Here is a 16,593-nt window from a genome sequence, read left to right as displayed (position 1 = left end):
GTCGTGGTCAGATGTCGAGGCCGAGCAGTGCATTCTCGACGACTTCGGCCAGGGCCGGGTGGATCCAGTACTGGCCGCGGGCCATGTCCTGAGCTGACAAACCGAAGCTCATCGCCTGGATGAGCGGCTGGATGACGGTCGGGGCCTGCGTACCCATGACGTGGGCTCCGAGGATGCGTCCGGTGCCGCGCTCGGCGATCACCTTGCAGATGCCCTCCTGATCTTCCATCGCCCAGCCGTACGCGACGTCGCCGTATGCCTGCACCTTGACCGTGATGTCGAGTCCGGCGTCGCGAGCCTGCTTCTCGGTCATTCCGACATCGGCGATCTGAGGGTCGGTGAACACTGCAGCGGGTACGAAGCGGTGATCGGTGCTGCGAAGCCCGGACGTGTCCTTCCACGCGTCCTGGAGCAGGTTGTGCTGAACGACTCGCGCTTCGTGATTGGCGACGTGCTTGAGTTGGTAGGGCGAGGAGACGTCACCGAGCGCGAAGACACCCTCGGCGGTGGTGCGTTGGTATTCGTCGACCACGATCGAGCCCTTGTCGTCGAGTTCGACTCCGGCCTTGTCGAGGCCGAGTAGATCGCCGTTGGGCTGCCGACCCACCGCGACGAGGAGGACATCACCGGAAACGACTGTGCCGTTTGCCAGTTCGACGGCAATGTTGTCGCCGTCGCCGCGTACCGACGTGAGGGGGGAGCCCAGATGGACGTCCCACTTCTGTTCGGCCAACTCGGTGAAGCGCTCGGAGATCTCGTCGTCGAGGTGCCGCAGCAGTCTCTGGCTGCGACCGATGATCGAAACGCGAGAACCCAACGCGGAGAACACGTGTGCGAACTCGGTGGCAATGAATCCGGAGCCTACGATCACGAGGTGTTCAGGGAGTTCCGGCAGTCGCATGATGTCTTCGTTGGTGTAGTACTTCACACCACTCGACGCGATCTCTTCCGGGATGATCGGACGTGAACCGGCTGCGATGACCACCTGGTCAGCGGTGATGGTCTCGCCGGTTCCGGTGTCGATCGTCTTGTCGCCGGTGAACGTGGCGTGGCCGCGATAGACGGTGGTGTTGGGGCTGTCTTCGCTGCGGTACCGCTCTCCACCTGCAGAAATGGGATCGATGCGGCCGAAGACGCGCTTGACGATGTCGGACCAACGGACGCCGTCGAGCGTGGCGTCGACCCCGTACTTCTCGGCAGTGGTGATGGTGCGTGCCACCTCGGCGGCGTAGACGAACATCTTGGTCGGAATGCACCCGACATTGAGGCACGTTCCGCCGAAGGTGCCCTCTTCGAGGATTGCGATCTTCTTGCCGTCGAACCGCTCGTCGGGCAGCGAGTTTCCGGATCCGCTGCCGATGATTGCAAGGTCGTAGTGCGTCACTGCGCGATCTCCTGTGTGTTGCTTGCTGTGCTTGCCGAACTTTCCGCGGCCGGGGTGAGGTGGCCGTCGAGCCACTCCAACCACAGATCGAGTTCGGAAAAGGCTGTGGCCAAGGGCTTCTCGGTGGAAAGGAACACGTCGTGGCGGGCGCCGTCGATCGGGACGATAGTGGTGCGATCGCCGAGGCACCCCGCCCAGCGTGCGATCTGCTTGACGTCGAGAACGGAATCGGCGAGGTCGACGCTCGGGTTGTACGCCTTCGCGAACTGCGACTTCTTCGAGCGCAGGATCAGCGCAGGCACTCCGATGTCGAGGCCGCGGTGAAGTTTCGCGTGACCCGCTCGAACCGCGCGCATCCACCCGAAGGTGACGGGGCAGCCGGCCAGTGGCTTCCAATCGAGGTTGTAATCCCAGACGCCGTTGGCCGAAACATGAAGACTGGAACCGTAAGTCGGTAGTCCCGTTCCCGGGATCACGGTCTTTGCCGACACTCGTCCGAGGGCGTCGATCGCTGTAGTGCCGACGTTGCGAACTACCGAAGGCCCCTGAAGGTCGAACCACGGGCTGTTGAGGACCAGCCCGCAGATTCCGGCTCCGGCGCTGCCACCGGGCTTGCGCTGCAAACGGTTCAGCCAGAGCGGAACGATCAGACCGCCGGTGGAGTGCGCCATGAGCAACACCTCGCTGCCCTCGGTCTCGCTGCGGACGATGCGCAGCGCTTCGTTCAGTTCGGCGTCGTAGAGCGCAAGGTCGGAGACGTAATGAGCTGTGTGCCCCGGCTTGAGGGAGCGCCCGCACTTACGCAGATCGAGTGCGAAGAACGCGTAACCCTGTTCGGCGAAATGCTCGGCCAGGTGCTTCTGGAAGAAGTAGTCGGTGAAGCCGTGCACGTACAAGACGGCACGACGTGTCTTCACCGCCTCCTTCTGCGGTTGGTAGCGGACCAGTGTTGCGTCCACCTCGCCTTCGCCGTCCGGATCCGTTCCGAGGGGGATCGTCAGCTGCTGATATCCGTCACCGAGGACGTCTGGAACCCAAGTAGTCACAAATCACAATCTAATCGTCGTTTCGGGTGCGCGTTGTAGAGCACAATTGGGGGTGGTGAACCGCGCGAGTACGCACGGGTAACCTATTCGGCGTAACACAGCAGGCGGATGCGCGCACGGCTAATGACAAGGAAGTCGATTCTCCAGTGTCGAATCAGAACGCGGTAGAGACGAAGACGGATGTAGTGCTCGTGGGCGCAGGCATCATGAGCGCCACGCTGGGCGCATTGCTGCGCCAGCTGCAGCCCGATTGGTCGATCTCGACCTTCGAGCGGCTCGATGCCGTCGCAGCCGAGAGCAGCGACCCCTGGAACAACGCGGGAACCGGTCACTCCGCCCTGTGTGAGCTCAATTACACCCCGGAGAACTCGGACGGCACGGTCGACATCAAGAAGGCCGTCAACGTCAACGAGCAGTTCCAGGTGTCCCGCCAGTTCTGGGCACACGCGGTCGAGCAGGGCGTCCTGACTCAGCCCAAGGAATTCATCAACCCCATCGCACACGTGAGCTTCGTTCACGGTGAGGCCAACGCCAAGTACTTGCGTGCTCGCTACGACGCACTTGCCGGCCACACGCTCTTCCGCGGCATGGAATACATCGACGATCCGGCCGAGTTCAGCAAGCGTTTGCCACTCATGGCCAAGGGACGCGACTTCTCGGATCCCATCGCCCTGAACTGGAGCCAAGACGGCACCGACGTCGATTTCGGAGCGCTCACCAAGCAGCTCATCGGCTACATCGGTAAGACCGGCGGCAAGATGTACTTCGGCCACGAGGTCACCAACCTGACCCAGAACTCGGACAAGTCCTGGACCGTCAAGGTCACCAACCGTCGTACCGGTGAAAAGCGCACCGTTCGCTCGCGCTTCGTGTTCGTCGGTGCCGGTGGCGGCGCCCTGCACCTGCTGCAGAAGTCGGGCATCAAGGAAGCCAAGGGCTTCGGCGGCTTCCCGGTCAGCGGCGCTTTCCTGCGCTGCACCAACCCCGAACTCATCGACCAGCACAGCGCCAAGGTCTACGGCAAGGCTGCTGTCGGCGCCCCGCCCATGTCGGTGCCTCACCTCGACACCCGTGTCATCGGCAACAAGCCGGGTCTGCTGTTCGGCCCGTACGCCGGTTGGTCGCCGAAGTTCCTCAAGCAGGGTCGCGTCACGGACCTGCCCGGCTCGGTCAAGCCGAACAACATCCTCTCGATGCTCGGCGTCGGTGTCAGCGAGCTCGGCCTGGTCAAGTACCTGGTCAGCGAGCTCGCCAAGAACGAAGCCGGTCGCATCTGGGATCTGCGTGAATTCGCGCCCAAGGCGCAGGCGCAGGACTGGGAACTCATCACCGCCGGCCAGCGTGTCCAGGTGATCCGCCGGGCCAAGGGCAAGGGTGGTGTTCTCGAATTCGGCACCGCTGTGGTCGCCGCTGAGGACGGTTCCATCGCCGGCCTGCTCGGTGCTTCGCCCGGTGCGTCGACGGCCGTTCCGGCGATGCTGGACGTGCTCGAGCGCTGCTTCCCGACCGAGTTCCAGGGTTGGAAGGGCAAGCTTCGCGAGATGGTTCCGTCCATCGGCGTCAAACTCACTGACAACGAAGGCCTGTTCAACCAGGTCTGGGATTGGTCCTCGAAGGTTCTCGAACTCGATTCTGCCGGTGCTTCCCAATCGGCTCCGGTCGCGGATACCGCCGCGACTGTGTGATAGTCCAACCCATGACGGCAACAGCAGCTTTGAAGCGTTCATGGGCACTCGACCTCGACAACAAGACCTTCTACGAGTTGTTGAAGCTTCGAGTGGAGGTCTTTGTCGTCGAGCAGGCCTGCCCGTATCCCGAGTTGGACGGGCGGGACCTGCTGACGGAAACCCGCCACTTCTGGCTCGAGCAGGACGGCCAGGTGGTGTGCACACTCCGTCTGCTCGAAGAGCACGACGACGGAAACAAGAGCTTCCGAATCGGACGTCTCTGCACGTCGCGTCAGGCTCGTGGACAGGGGCATACGACCCGACTGCTGCAGGCTGCGCTGGCCGAGGTCGGCGAAGCGCCGTGTCGGATCAACGCCCAGACCTACCTGGTCGAGATGTACGCCAAGCACGGGTTCAAGGCCGACGGCGAAGAGTTCATCGAAGACGGCATCCCGCACACCCCGATGCGTCGTGGTGGGGGAGAGCCTTTCGTGGCTGTCAGCTAGTTCGTCGGAGATTTGACCCTGGTCGGCTCATGGGAAAGTGAGCCGACTAGGGTTTTTTCGATACCGAATGCTCGCGGGGAAGTCCTGTTCGATCCAGGCGCGGTCCCGCCACTGTGAAAGATCTCTCCTCTACCGATTGACCGGGAGATCTCAGCCAGGTTGCCGCGACATTCGAGTGCAGCCAAATTCTCGGCGAGGAAACCGAGAGGTGGAGGGATATCGACGTGCGAAGTGAAGAAGATCGACCAGTGGCGGGCTTCCCGTTCAGTGCTGTGGTCGGCCAGGATCAATTGCGATTGGCGCTGATCCTGTGTGCGGTGCATCCGGGGATCGGTGGAGTCCTGGTCCGCGGTGAGAAGGGAACTGCCAAGTCGACGGTCGTGCGCGCGCTGACTGCGCTGCTGCCCGCGGTCGACGACGCCGGAACGATGCGACCGGCCCGCTTGGTGGAACTGCCCGTCGGCGCCACCGAAGACCGAGTTATCGGCTCGATCGACCTCGAGAAAGTTCTCCGTGACGGTGAGCGCGCTTTCCAACCGGGCCTGCTTGCCGCCGCTCACCAGGGTGTTCTGTACGTCGACGAGGTGAATCTGCTTCACGACCACCTGGTCGACGTGCTTCTCGACGCCGCGGCGATGGGCCGGGTCCACATCGAGCGTGACGGCATCTCCCATTCGCACCCGGCCAAGTTCGTACTCGTCGGCACGATGAATCCCGAAGAGGGAGAACTACGTCCGCAGTTGTTGGACCGATTCGGTCTGGCTGTCGACGTCGCAGCTTCCCGCGACGTCGACGTGCGCATGGAAGTGGTGCGTCGCCGCCTCGACTACGAGCGTGACCCCGAGGCATTTGTCGCTCGGTACGAATCAGCCGATCACGAGTTGGCAGCCGAAATCCTCACGGCGCGTGAGAAGCTGGATTCGGTCGAGCTGAGCAATCGGGAGCTGCGACGTATCGCCTCGCTGTGTGCGTCGTTCGACGTCGACGGAATGCGCGCAGACTTGGTGCTCGCGCGCACCGCGACCGCCCACGCCGCGTGGCGAGGCGACACTGAGGTCACTGCGGAGGACGTGCGGGTAGCGGCGGAACTGACGCTGCCGCATCGCCGCCGCCGTGATCCGTTCGACGAGCCGGGCTTGGACCAGCAGCAGTTGGACGATGCACTCGAGCAGGCCGATCAGGACGCCCAGTCTCAGGTCGAGGACGACGCGCGCGACGGAGAGCCCGAACCTCCCGAGAGTCCCGAAGACCGTGGCCCTGACGAAGACCTTGGCCCGGAAGAGGGTGGCCCCGAAGACGGCGGTCCGGACGACGAGGGTCCGGACGACGACGGCCCGGAAGGCCCTGACGGACCTGGTGGGGGAGTACGCGCCACCGATCGACCTTCGGCACCTCCGGCCGGCGAATTCAAGGCCAAGCTCCTCGAGGTTCCTGGCGTCGGCGAAGGTGCACCGGGACGCCGCTCGCGGTCCATGTCGTCCCGCGGACGGGTCGTGCGGTCCACGCGGGAACGTGGCCACGGATTGCATCTGACGAGCACGGTCTTCGCCGCAGCCGAGTCCCAAGTTGCGCGCGGTCGTACCGCAGGACGCTTACGGCTGGCACCTGCCGATCTGCGTGGCGCGATTCGTGAAGGGCGAGAAGGCAATCTGATCGTCTTCGTTGTGGACGCCTCGGGGTCGATGGCGGCACGCGATCGGCTCTCAGCGGTCACCGGTGCGGTTGTGTCGCTGCTGCGCGACGCTTATCAGCGCCGCGACAAGGTCGCCGTCATCACGGTCCGTGGTCGCGAGGCCGAGCTCGTACTGCCGCCGACGTCGTCGGTGGACATCGCTGTTCGTCGTCTGCAGTCCATGCGTACCGGCGGCAAATCGCCACTCGCGGAGGGCTTCCTGCGTGCCCGTGAGGTGGTTCTGCGGGAGCGTCTTCGTGATCCGCAGCGTCGAGCCCTCGTCGTCACGCTCACGGACGGCCGGGCTACCGGCGGCAAGGATGCGCTGCATCGCGCCCGTGTCGCCGCGCACCTTCTTGCCGACGCGTCTGTCGCGTCCATCGTCGTCGATTGCGAGACCGGCCTCGTGCGTCTGGGGTTGGCAGCCGAGTTGGCCCGAGAACTACGTGGCGGTTACGTCCGCCTTGCCGAATTGTCAGCGCAGCAGGTCGCGGGTGTCGTCCGCGCCGCAGCCTAGATCCCAGCTCAGGAGTTCACGATGCCTAAGGGTGTTCCCGAGACAGTTCCCGACGACGGTCTGACCACGCGTCAGCGTCGCAACGCACCGGTGCTCGCCGTACACACCGGCCCTGGAAAGGGCAAGTCCACTGCCGCTTTCGGCATGGCGCTGCGCGCCTGGAACCAGGGCTTCGACATCGGCGTCTTCCAATTCGTGAAGAGCGCCAAGTGGAAGGTCGGTGAGGAAGCCGCATTCCGCGCCCTCGGAAACCTGCATGACGAAACCGGTGTCGGTGGGCCGGTGCAGTGGCACAAGATGGGCGAGGGCTGGTCGTGGACACGCAAGGCCGGTAGCGAAGAAGACCATGCCGCTGCTGCCGCTGAGGGTTGGCAGGAGATCGCGAGAAGGCTTGCGGGCGAGGAACATCGATTCTATGTCCTCGACGAGTTCACCTACCCACTCAAGTGGGGTTGGGTCGACGTCGACGAGGTCGTGCAGACACTGCGCGATCGTCCGGGCAACCAGCATGTAGTCATCACGGGACGCGACGCCCCGCAGGCGCTGATCGACGCCGCCGACCTCGTGACCGAGATGACCAAGATCAAGCACCCCATGGATGCCGGCCGAAAGGGTCAACGGGGTATCGAATGGTGAGTTCTTCCACCCCGGCCGTGGTGATTGCCGCACCTGCCTCGGGTAGCGGAAAGACCACGGTGGCAACGGGATTGATCGGTGCGCTCCGGCGCTCGGGCAGCAGCGTCGCGCCTTTCAAAGTGGGGCCTGACTACATCGATCCCGGATATCACGGGCTCGCCGCGGGTCGACCTGGACGCAACCTCGACACTGTCCTGGTGGGTCCCGATCGCATCGGCCCGCTCTACCGGCACGGAACAGGCGGCTGCGACATCGCGGTGGTCGAAGGTGTCATGGGCTTGTTCGACGGCAAGATCGACGAGGCCAACTCGCAGCCGTCGGCCGAAGGATCGACGGCGCAGGTCGCATCAATCCTCGGTGCGCCGGTGGTTCTCGTCATCGACGCCCGTGGACACAGTCAGAGTCTGGCCGCCGTACTGCACGGCTTCGCGACGTACGACGCAGGTGTGCGCATCGGCGGCGTCATCCTCAACCGCGTCGGGAGCGCTCGTCACGAGCAGGTGTTACGTCATGCGTGCGACAAGGTCGGCGTCGCGGTGCTCGGAGTGGTACCGCGGTTGCCGGAACTCGAAGTTCCGTCTCGGCACCTCGGTCTGATTCCGGCGGCCGAGCACGGCGCGGCCGCCGTGGCCGCGGTGGACGCGATGTCCGACCTGATTGCCTCGCACGTCGATCTGGGTGCTGTTCGCGCGCTGGCCGCCTCGAACGTCAGCTCTGCTGCATGGGATCCGGTTGCCGAAATCGGCGGGCACGCCGAATCTCGGCCGGTGGTCGCCATGGCTGGTGGACCTGCCTTCACCTTCGGCTACGCCGAGCATCGGGAGCTGCTGACCGCTGCCGGCGCGGACGTGCAGGTGTTCGATCCGTTGCACGACGAGCTTCCCGCGGGAACTGCCGCTCTGGTCCTTCCCGGTGGCTTCCCGGAAGAACACGCGGTGGACCTTGCGGCCAATACCGTTCTGCTGCAGCAGGTTCGTGACCTGGCGGACGGCGGTGCACCGATCCATGCGGAATGTGCCGGACTGCTCTACCTCGCGCGCAGCCTGGACGGTCACAGCATGTCCGGTGTTGTCGGGGTGGACGCGACGTTCGGAAAACGCCTGACCCTCGGCTACCGCGAGGCAGTGGCGATCAGCGACTCCAGCCTCTTCGACGCGGGCTCCCGTGTCACCGGTCACGAGTTCCACCGAACGTCTCTCGTCTCGACAGACGCGGACGGTTGTGCCGGCGCGTGGGGATGGCGGCCGTGGGACGGCGGCAGTGTCCGCGAAGGATTTGTTCGCGGCGGCGTCCACGCGTCGTATCTGCACACTCATCCGGTGGGGCAGCCCCAATCGATCGCGAAGTTCGTCGATGCCGCTCGGGGATGACCTCTGTATAGGTGTTGGATTCACGACGAGTGCCACCGCGAAGGACATCGTCGCTGCGGTGAACGCCGTGCTGCGGGGGCAAGAGAGGATCGTGGTCCTCGCCACTGTGACCGGAAAGGCGGCGTCTTCGGCTCTGTTGGCAGCGGCCGATGAGCTGAACGTCCCGATTGCGAGTTTCGACTCGGACGTACTTGGGCGAGTTCGGGTTCCGTCACCGTCGACTCGCGTCGAACACGCGATCGGGACGGCAAGCGTCGCGGAAGCGGCGGCAATCCTCGCCTCCGGGGGTGGCCGGCTCGTAGTGACCAAGACTGCCAGGGATGGAGTGACCGTAGCCGCGGCCCGTAAAGTTCCCTCCAGCTTGAACAATTCTGACGACGAAACGGAGTGCGAGTGAGCGAGTCCACCGCAGACGAGACCAACTACTTGGTCGGCCTCAACCTGACCGATCGACGCGTGGTCGTGTTCGGTGGCGGCACTGTGGCTCAGCGCCGACTCGGACTGCTGGTCGCCTCCGGTGCCCGTGTTCACGTCATCAGCCGCGCATTCACCCCGGCGGTGGAAGGTATGGCCACGGCCGGACAGATCACTGTGGAAGAGCGTCCGTACGCCGACGGTGACCTCGAAGGTGCGTGGTACGCCATCGCCTCGACCGACGAGCCCGAAACCAATGCGGCGATTGTCGCCGAAGCGGAGCGTCGCCACATCTTCTGCGTGCGCGCCGACAACGCGAAGCACGGCACGGCGGTGACTCCCGCCAGCGCCGAGTACGACGGTATGAGCATCGGAATTCTGGCCGGCGGCGATCACCGTCGTTCGGCAGCCGTGCGCACCGCCGTCGTCGAAGGTCTTCAGTCGGGCGTCCTCGCCGATACGGCCGAGCCTGCTGCTGCGGGTGTTGCCCTCGTCGGTGGTGGCCCGGGTGACCCCGACCTGATCACCGTGCGAGGACGCCGGTTGCTCGCCCGGGCCGACGTCGTCGTGGCCGACCGATTGGCTCCGCCGGAGTTGCTCGCCGAACTCGGTCCGGACGTCGAGGTGATCGACGCCGCGAAGATTCCGTACGGCCGTGCCATGGCTCAGGAGGCCATCAACGCCGCACTGATCGACAACGCAAAGGCAGGCAAGTTCGTGGTCCGCCTCAAGGGCGGGGACCCGTACGTCTTCGGGCGGGGATACGAAGAACTCGAAGCGTGTGCCGCTGCCGGCGTTCCGGTGACCGTAGTGCCCGGAATCACGAGCGCGATCTCGGTCCCGTCGGCCGCAGGCATCCCGGTCACCCACCGCGGCGTCACCCACGAGTTCGTCGTCGTCAGTGGGCACGTGGCTCCGGACCATCCGGATTCGCTGGTCGACTGGTCGGCGCTGGCCAAGTTGCGCGGCACGATCGTGCTGCTCATGGCGGTCGAGCGCATCGATCAATTCGCGAAGGCGCTCGTTGACGGTGGACGCCCCGCAACCACGCCCGTCACCGTGATCCAAGAGGGCACGTTGCGAACTCAGCGTGAACTTCGGGCCGATCTGGCGACCGTTGCTCAGCGTGTCAAGGACGAGGAGATCAAGCCTCCGGCGATCATCGTGATCGGGCCGGTCGCGGGCTTTTCTGTCGACGCTGGGTAACGTGAAGTCTTGTGTCTGATTCCCTGAGATCCGAAAACGCTGCTGGGTCCGAAAACACCATGACGAAGTACCCCGTGGCGACACGGGCATTCGGGCTGGCGATCATCGTCTTGAGCGGTATGCAGTTGATGATGGTGCTCGACGGGACGGTGGCGTCGTTGGCCTTGGCCCGGATCCAGGAGGATCTCGATCTCAGCGACTCCGGTCGGAACTGGGTCATCACTTCGTACGCATTGACCTTCGGTGGACTGATGCTTCTGGGCGGCCGGTTGGGTGACACCTTCGGGCGCAAGAAGGTGTTCCTCAGCGGAGTCATCTTGTTCACGCTCGCTTCGCTGGCATGTGGCTTGGCCACCAACGAAGCGATGCTGGTGGCGGCCAGATCTGTCCAAGGCGTCGGTGCAGCGATCGCCTCGCCTACGGCGTTGGCTCTCGTGGCGACGACGTTTGCTCCCGGCCCCGTCAGGAACCAGGCCATCGCGATCTTTGCAGCCATGACCGGAATCGGTTCGGTGACGGGCTTGATCATCGGCGGTGCACTCACCGAGGTGTCATGGCGGTGGATCTTTCTGATCAACGTCCCCATCGGACTGATGATCATCGGGTTTGCATTCAAGGCCCTGGTCGAGACTGGAGCCGAGCGACTGAAGTTGGATGTGCCAGGGGCAATTCTTGCCACATTGGGCTGCACCGGAATCGTCTTCGGATTCACCGAAGGTCCCGAGATGGGTTGGACCAGTCCTGCGGTTTTGGGTGCTCTCGTCGGTGGAGTCGCGTTGTTCGTCGTCTTCCTCCTGGTAGAACGGCGCGCCGAGAATCCACTGTTGCCGTTCAGCCTCTTCAAGAACAAGAACCGTGTCTTCACGTTCATTTCACTCGCGTTGATCGGCGCCGTGATGTTTTCGTTGGCGCCGTTCGTGGCGCTCTTCGTTCAGGACATCCTCGGATACAGCCCGCTCCACGCAGGTCTCGCCTTCGTGCCCTTTGCATTCGGGCTGGGAGCGGCAGCATTCGTCGCGTCCAAACTTGCAGTTCGCGTACAGGCACGATGGCTGATCGTGACGGGTTCGCTGCTGACGTTCGTGGGACTCTTGTACGGGTCGACCTTGGACGAGACGACCACCTACATGGGCAACTTGTTTGTCCTCGTCGTGGGAATCGGCTTCGGTGTGGGTTTGGCCGTCGTTCCGCTCCCACTGTGCGCTATTGCTGGTGTCGGCCCACAGGACATCGGTCCGCTGACCGCAATTGCACAGGTTGCTCAGGTTCTTTTCGGTCCAGTGGGACTGGCGATAGTGGGCGCGATGGCGACGTCTCGAACCCTCTCGCTCGGCGGTGTGAGCGGGGTCGCTGCAGACATGACTCCCGCGCAGCTGTCAGCGCTGAGCGAGGGTTATGTCTTTGCGCTCTTCGGCTGTGCGATTTTCGCGGCGCTGGCTGCGATCTCCGCGCTGTTCATCAAATTCACTCCTGCCCAGGTAGCCCAGGCACAAGCGGCGGAGAAGGCAGCTCAGGGAATCGCCTGATCAGCCCTGTTTATCCGCTTCGCCAGCCGATACGATCGTTGCAGGACGTGCCGAGAGTCTCGACGGATCGGGGTGCCGTGATGCGGATCGCGGACATATTGCGAAACAAGGGCAACAGCATCGTCACCATTGGCGCCCACACGACGGTCAACGGGTTGCTGTGCGATCTCGCCCGCCACAACATCGGGGCCATGGTCGTGGTCGACGACGACGCGGTGGTCGGGATCATCTCCGAACGCGATGTCGTTCGACGCCTGCACGAACGCGGCCCGGATCTCCTGGACATCCAGGTTTCCGAGGTCATGACCGCGCTGATGTACACGTGCGTTCCGGCAGATGCGGTGGACAGCATTGCCGCGATCATGACCGAGCGTCGTATCCGCCATCTGCCGGTCATCGAGGACGGCAGCCTTCTCGGCATCGTGAGTATCGGGGACGTGGTGAAGAGTCGCATCGACGAGCTCAAGAGTGAGCGCGATCAACTCGAGTCGTACATCGATCAGGGCTGATCGATAGGTCGTCTCACGGTGACTACTCTCGTGTGATGGCTGCAATCCAGGAATCCACAGCAGGCGCGGTCACCATCGTGGCCGGCCTCGAGAGCACTTTCGCCGACGAGCTGGGCGCTCTGACCGTGCTGTGGCAGGGTGCTGCCGCGCCTGACCCGCAGTTGCTCGTGGTGAACGAGCAGCTGGCCGCGTCGTTGGGATTGGACGTGACGGTGCTGCAAAGCGCGGACGGGGTCGGCGTCATGTCCGGGTCGACGGTGCCGGTCGGGGCCACACCGGTGGCGATGGCGTATGCGGGCCATCAGTTCGGTGGATACGCACCAATACTCGGGGACGGTCGGGCGTTGTTACTCGGCGAACTCGTCACCAATGACGGGCAGCGAGTTGACTTGCATCTGAAGGGCTCCGGGCCCACGCCGTTCTCTCGGGGCGGCGACGGGTATGCAGTCGTAGGGCCGATGCTGCGCGAATATCTGGTCAGCGAGGCGATGTACGCCCTCGGCATCCCCACCACGCGCGCGCTGTCGGTGGTGGCGACGGGTCGCCACGTTCGCCGCAACGGCGCGGAACCCGGTGCTGTGCTTGCCCGGGTTGCGTCGAGCCATATTCGAGTGGGGACCTTCGAGTTCGCGGCCCGGCAGGGTGAGGTCTTGCAGTCGCTCGCCGACTTCGCGGTCGCCCGCCATTACCCGGAGCTGACCGAACTGTCGGCGACGGGTACACACAATCGGTACCTGAGGTTCTTCGAAGCGGTGGTCGAGGCGCAGGCGTCACTGGCGGCGAGGTGGATGCTCGTCGGTTTCGTACACGGGGTCATGAATACCGACAACACGACAATTTCGGGGGAGACCATCGACTACGGTCCGTGCGCCTTCCTCGACGCATTCGATCCGGCGGCAGTGTTCAGCTCGATCGACCGCGGCGGCCGCTATGCATTCGGCAATCAGCCCGCTGTACTGAAGTGGAATCTGGCGCGTTTGGCGGAAACACTGTTGACGCTGATCGATTCCACACCCGACGAATCAATTTCCGCGGTGTCCGCGGTTCTCGAGACCTTCGACGAGCGTTATCAGAACCACTATGCGGCCGGTATGGCGGCAAAGCTCGGTTTGGCCCAAGCGATCGTCGATCGGACGCTCGTCGACGATCTCCTGACATTGTTGGCGGAACACGGTGCTGATTGGACGGGCAGTTTCCGCGCTCTCGCGGACGAACTGCGCGGAGATTCGGCGCCCCTCGACAACCTCGTGCCACGAGACCACATCGCGCCCTGGTTGCAGCGGTGGCAGGGCGCTCTGACGGAACAGGGGCGCGGGTCCGCGGAGACCGCCGGCGCCATGGATCGCGTCAACCCGCTGTACATTCCGCGTAATCATCAGCTCGACGTTGCGTTGCGCGCCGCGACCGACGGCGACCTCGTTCCATTCGAGACGCTGTTGGAGGTGGTCACGCACCCGTTCGACCGACGCGACGATTGGTCCGACTACACCGAGGCGGCCCCGCAGTCCTTCAGTGAGACGTTCCAAACCTTCTGCGGCACTTGACAGCCGAAGCCATCAATCCGTCAGGATGATCAATTCACGCTCCGACGCGATTTCCACCCGCAGGCCTGCCTTCGACGCCACCCGCGCAACCCCCTTGATATCGGTCGGTTCGGCACGCGAGACCACCAGCGCACGGGCGAGCAGGCCCTTGTGGTGCTTGTTGAAGTGACTGACCACCGTCCGGGTGCCGTCCGGCTTTTCGGTGAGCACGGTGGCGATCAGTGCGTCCGGAACCGGTCCGAGGTCTTGGTAGGTACCCGATCGCAGATCGATCACCAGCCCGTCGGCTTCGGCGGCCAGCGCCTTCGGCAGTTCCGGCTTCCACAGTGAGCGGAGCGTGCCCATCCCCGGCAGCTTGGACCCGCCGGAAAGGCGGTAGGCGGGGATCAGATCTCCCGCGCGGACAGCACCGAAAAGAGCGGAACCGATCGCGATCCGATCGAGAGCCTTGGCCTTCTGGGCACGGGTGAACGACTTCGCGTCGAGGGCATCGAAGAGCACTCCGGTGTAGCGCTGCAGCGCGGGCCGTGTCGCGGACACCCACAGCTTGGCGTTGCGCTCCACTTCGTCTGCTTGCGTCGGACCAAGGCCGAGCGCTTCGCACGACGCCTCGACGTCAGCGGCCAGATCGACCAGCGTCTGAACCAGCAATTCGCGCGTTTCGGTCAACTGGGGCATCGACAGTTCAGCCAGATCGAGGGGCGCATCCTTGCCGCCGTCGGACTTGGTTTCTGAGGGAGGCAGCAGTACTAGCACGCTGTAACCGTACCGAGGCCCGCTCCGCCTACTGCGGCGACTATCCTTACACCTCGTGATTACCCGTCTGTCCCACCTGTTCCTGCGTACCCTGCGTGACGATCCCTCGGACGCCGAAGTTGCCAGCCACAAACTGCTGGTTCGTGCCGGCTACGTGCGTCGTATCGCGCCAGGCGTCTACTCGTGGTTGCCGCTGGGATTGCGGGTGCTGCGCGAGGTAGAGCGTGTCGTTCGCGAAGAGATGAATGCCATTGGCGGGCAGGAAATCCTGCTGCCTGCACTACTCCCGCGCGATCCCTACGAAGCGTCGAACCGCTGGACCGAGTACGGCCCCAACCTGTTCCGACTCAAGGACCGTAAGGGCAACGACTACATGCTCGGCCCGACGCACGAGGAGCTCTTTGCTCTGACGGTCAAGGGTGAGTACAACTCGTACAAGGACTTCCCGGTCACCCTGTACCAGGTGCAGACCAAGTACCGCGACGAAGAGCGTCCGCGTGCGGGCATTCTGCGTGGTCGCGAGTTCCTCATGAAGGATTCGTACTCCTTCGACCTCAGCGACGAAGGTCTGACGGAGTCGTACCAGGCGCACCGCGGTGCCTACGAGAAGATCTTCACGCGTCTGGGCGTCAAATACGTCATCGTCTCGGCCACCTCCGGTGCGATGGGCGGTAGCGCTTCCGAAGAGTTCCTCGCCGAGAGCGAGATCGGCGAAGACACCTACGTCCGCTGCCTCGAGTCGGGCTACGCCGCCAACGTCGAGGCCGTCAAGACGGTTGTTCCCGACTCGATTCCGTTCGACGGGCTGCCCGAAGCGAAGGTGTACGACACCGAGAACACACCCACCATCGACACCCTCGTGGACTGGGCGAACGGTGCCGACCTCGGCCGCACGATCACCGCCGCCGACACTCTCAAGAACATCATGGTCAAGACCCGCCTGCCCGGCGGCGAGTGGGAACTGCTCGGTATCGGCATCCCCGGCGACCGTGAGGTCGACGAAAAGCGCCTCGAAGCTTCGCTGGAGCCGGCCGAGTTCGTGATGATCACCGAGACCGACTTCAAGAACAACCCGTTCCTGGCCAAGGGCTACATCGGCCCGAAGGCTCTGCAGGCCAACGGCGTTCGCTACCTTGTCGATCCGCGCGTCGTCGACGGCACGAGCTGGATCACCGGCGCCGACGAAGACGGCAAGCACGTGGTCGGCCTCGTTGCCGGTCGCGACTTCACCCCTGACGGAACCATCGAAGCCGCCGAGGTTCGTGACGGCGACGCCTCTCCGGACGGAGCCGGCACGCTGGTCTCGGCTCGCGGTATCGAGATCGGGCACGTCTTCCAGCTCGGCCGTAAGTACACCGACGTCTTCACCGTCGACGTTCTCGCCGAGAACGGCAAGCCCGTCCGTCCGACCATGGGCTCGTACGGCGTGGGCGTCTCGCGCCTGGTGGCGGTCATCGCCGAGCAGCATCACGACGAGAAGGGCCTGCGCTGGCCGGCCGAGGTTTCACCGGCCGACGTCTACCTCGTCATCGCGAACAAGGACGAGACCGCTCGTGAAGGTGCAGAAGGCCTCGCCGCGCAGCTCGACCGCGCGGGACTCGAAGTGATCCTCGACGACCGCAAGGCATCGCCGGGCGTGAAGTTCAAGGACTCCGAGCTGATCGGCGTTCCACTGATCGTTGTCGTCGGCCGTGGTTGGGCAGACGGCAAGGTCGAAATTCGCGACCGCTTCACTGGCGAGAGCCGTGAGATCGACGCGGACTCGGCGATCGAGGAGATCATCAGCGCAGTTCGCGGCTGATTCGATCAGCTGTCAGGGCCGCCGCAGCCACCTTTCGAG

14 protein-coding genes are annotated in these 16,593 nt (G+C 64.1%); 11 read left to right on the top strand and 3 right to left on the bottom strand.

The genetic code is table 11. The features are described from left to right. Positions 1–7: 7 nt before the first annotated feature. Both mtr and I7X09_RS01565 read right to left on the bottom strand, forming a co-directional pair. The gene (mtr, locus tag I7X09_RS01570) at positions 8–1,384 is read right to left on the bottom strand and encodes a mycothione reductase (protein WP_020969385.1); all 1,377 of its coding nucleotides are present in this window, start codon (positions 1,382–1,384) and stop codon (positions 8–10) included. Next, complete coding sequence (locus I7X09_RS01565; protein ID WP_200315231.1) at positions 1,381–2,430, bottom strand: alpha/beta hydrolase; 1,050 nt, start codon at positions 2,428–2,430, stop codon at positions 1,381–1,383. Before I7X09_RS01565 ends, mtr begins: the two co-directional genes overlap by 4 nt. A gap of 206 nt (positions 2,431–2,636) precedes the next feature. Between I7X09_RS01565 and mqo the strand changes: the two genes are divergently transcribed. The 10 genes from mqo (at position 2,637) to I7X09_RS01515 (ending at position 13,997) form a co-directional block, all read left to right on the top strand. After that, positions 2,637–4,115 carry a malate dehydrogenase (quinone) gene (gene mqo / locus I7X09_RS01560; RefSeq protein WP_234036990.1) on the top strand — a complete coding sequence of 493 codons (1,479 nt, stop codon included), beginning with the start codon at positions 2,637–2,639 and terminating at the stop codon, positions 4,113–4,115. Positions 4,116–4,126: 11 nt separating this feature from the next. Continuing rightward, on the top strand, positions 4,127–4,603 hold the full coding sequence (locus tag I7X09_RS01555; protein ID WP_003942808.1) for a GNAT family N-acetyltransferase: 477 nt from the start codon (positions 4,127–4,129) through the stop codon (positions 4,601–4,603). Positions 4,604–4,827: 224 nt separating this feature from the next. Next, positions 4,828–6,792: a magnesium chelatase subunit D family protein gene (locus I7X09_RS01550; protein WP_234036769.1), complete on the top strand. Its 1,965-nt coding sequence runs from the start codon at positions 4,828–4,830 to the stop codon at positions 6,790–6,792. Positions 6,793–6,813: 21 nt separating this feature from the next. After that, complete coding sequence (gene cobO / locus I7X09_RS01545) at positions 6,814–7,428, top strand: cob(I)yrinic acid a,c-diamide adenosyltransferase (RefSeq protein WP_019748043.1); 615 nt, start codon at positions 6,814–6,816, stop codon at positions 7,426–7,428. Continuing rightward, entirely contained in the window at positions 7,422–8,798 is a 1,377-nt protein-coding gene (locus I7X09_RS01540) for a cobyrinate a,c-diamide synthase (RefSeq protein ID WP_124566262.1), read from the top strand. The genes cobO and I7X09_RS01540 overlap by 7 nt, the downstream gene beginning before the upstream one ends. Next, positions 8,782–9,195, top strand: a complete 414-nt coding sequence (locus I7X09_RS01535) for a cobalamin biosynthesis protein (protein ID WP_124566261.1) — start codon at positions 8,782–8,784, stop codon at positions 9,193–9,195. Before I7X09_RS01540 ends, I7X09_RS01535 begins: the two co-directional genes overlap by 17 nt. Beyond that, on the top strand, positions 9,192–10,418 hold the full coding sequence (gene cobA, locus I7X09_RS01530) for a uroporphyrinogen-III C-methyltransferase (RefSeq protein WP_007735001.1): 1,227 nt from the start codon (positions 9,192–9,194) through the stop codon (positions 10,416–10,418). The genes I7X09_RS01535 and cobA overlap by 4 nt, the downstream gene beginning before the upstream one ends. Before the next feature lie 59 nt (positions 10,419–10,477). Then, positions 10,478–11,944 (top strand): MFS transporter, encoded by a 1,467-nt coding sequence (locus I7X09_RS01525; protein ID WP_200315227.1) that lies wholly within the window; start codon positions 10,478–10,480, stop codon positions 11,942–11,944. An 80-nt stretch (positions 11,945–12,024) separates the two neighbouring features. Continuing rightward, positions 12,025–12,453 carry a CBS domain-containing protein gene (locus I7X09_RS01520; RefSeq protein WP_200315225.1) on the top strand — a complete coding sequence of 143 codons (429 nt, stop codon included), beginning with the start codon at positions 12,025–12,027 and terminating at the stop codon, positions 12,451–12,453. A gap of 35 nt (positions 12,454–12,488) precedes the next feature. Beyond that, entirely contained in the window at positions 12,489–13,997 is a 1,509-nt protein-coding gene (locus tag I7X09_RS01515) for a protein adenylyltransferase SelO (protein ID WP_200315223.1), read from the top strand. A 12-nt stretch (positions 13,998–14,009) separates the two neighbouring features. Here I7X09_RS01515 and yaaA read toward each other — a convergent pair whose 3' ends face one another. After that, a complete protein-coding gene (yaaA, locus tag I7X09_RS01510) occupies positions 14,010–14,753 on the bottom strand; it encodes a peroxide stress protein YaaA (RefSeq protein ID WP_007735009.1) in 744 nt (247 codons plus the stop codon). A 55-nt stretch (positions 14,754–14,808) separates the two neighbouring features. On the opposite strand from yaaA, the gene I7X09_RS01505 reads away from it, so the two are divergent. After that, a complete protein-coding gene (locus I7X09_RS01505; protein WP_095970669.1) occupies positions 14,809–16,554 on the top strand; it encodes a proline--tRNA ligase in 1,746 nt (581 codons plus the stop codon). Positions 16,555–16,593: the final 39 nt, after the last annotated feature.

Source organism: Rhodococcus sp. P-2 (assembly GCF_016598535.1).
GTDB classification, from domain to species: Bacteria; Actinomycetota; Actinomycetes; order Mycobacteriales; family Mycobacteriaceae; genus Rhodococcus_F; species Rhodococcus_F baikonurensis.
The sequence above is the reverse complement of the archived record's forward strand: the minus strand, read 5'-3'. Positions and strand labels throughout refer to the sequence as shown.

Bases quoted from the DNA above. Each gene is read 5' to 3' on its own strand.
- mqo (WP_234036990.1), top strand. From the start codon at position 2,637: ATGAGCGCCACGCTGGGCGCATTGCTGCGCCAGCTGCAGCCCGATTGG.
- I7X09_RS01555 (WP_003942808.1), top strand. From the start codon at position 4,127: ATGACGGCAACAGCAGCTTTGAAGCGTTCATGGGCACTCGACCTCGAC.
- cobO (WP_019748043.1), top strand. From the start codon at position 6,814: ATGCCTAAGGGTGTTCCCGAGACAGTTCCCGACGACGGTCTGACCACG.
- I7X09_RS01540 (WP_124566262.1), top strand. From the start codon at position 7,422: ATGGTGAGTTCTTCCACCCCGGCCGTGGTGATTGCCGCACCTGCCTCG.
- I7X09_RS01535 (WP_124566261.1), top strand. From the start codon at position 8,782: ATGCCGCTCGGGGATGACCTCTGTATAGGTGTTGGATTCACGACGAGT.
- I7X09_RS01525 (WP_200315227.1), top strand. From the start codon at position 10,478: ATGACGAAGTACCCCGTGGCGACACGGGCATTCGGGCTGGCGATCATC.
- I7X09_RS01520 (WP_200315225.1), top strand. From the start codon at position 12,025: ATGCGGATCGCGGACATATTGCGAAACAAGGGCAACAGCATCGTCACC.
- I7X09_RS01515 (WP_200315223.1), top strand. From the start codon at position 12,489: ATGGCTGCAATCCAGGAATCCACAGCAGGCGCGGTCACCATCGTGGCC.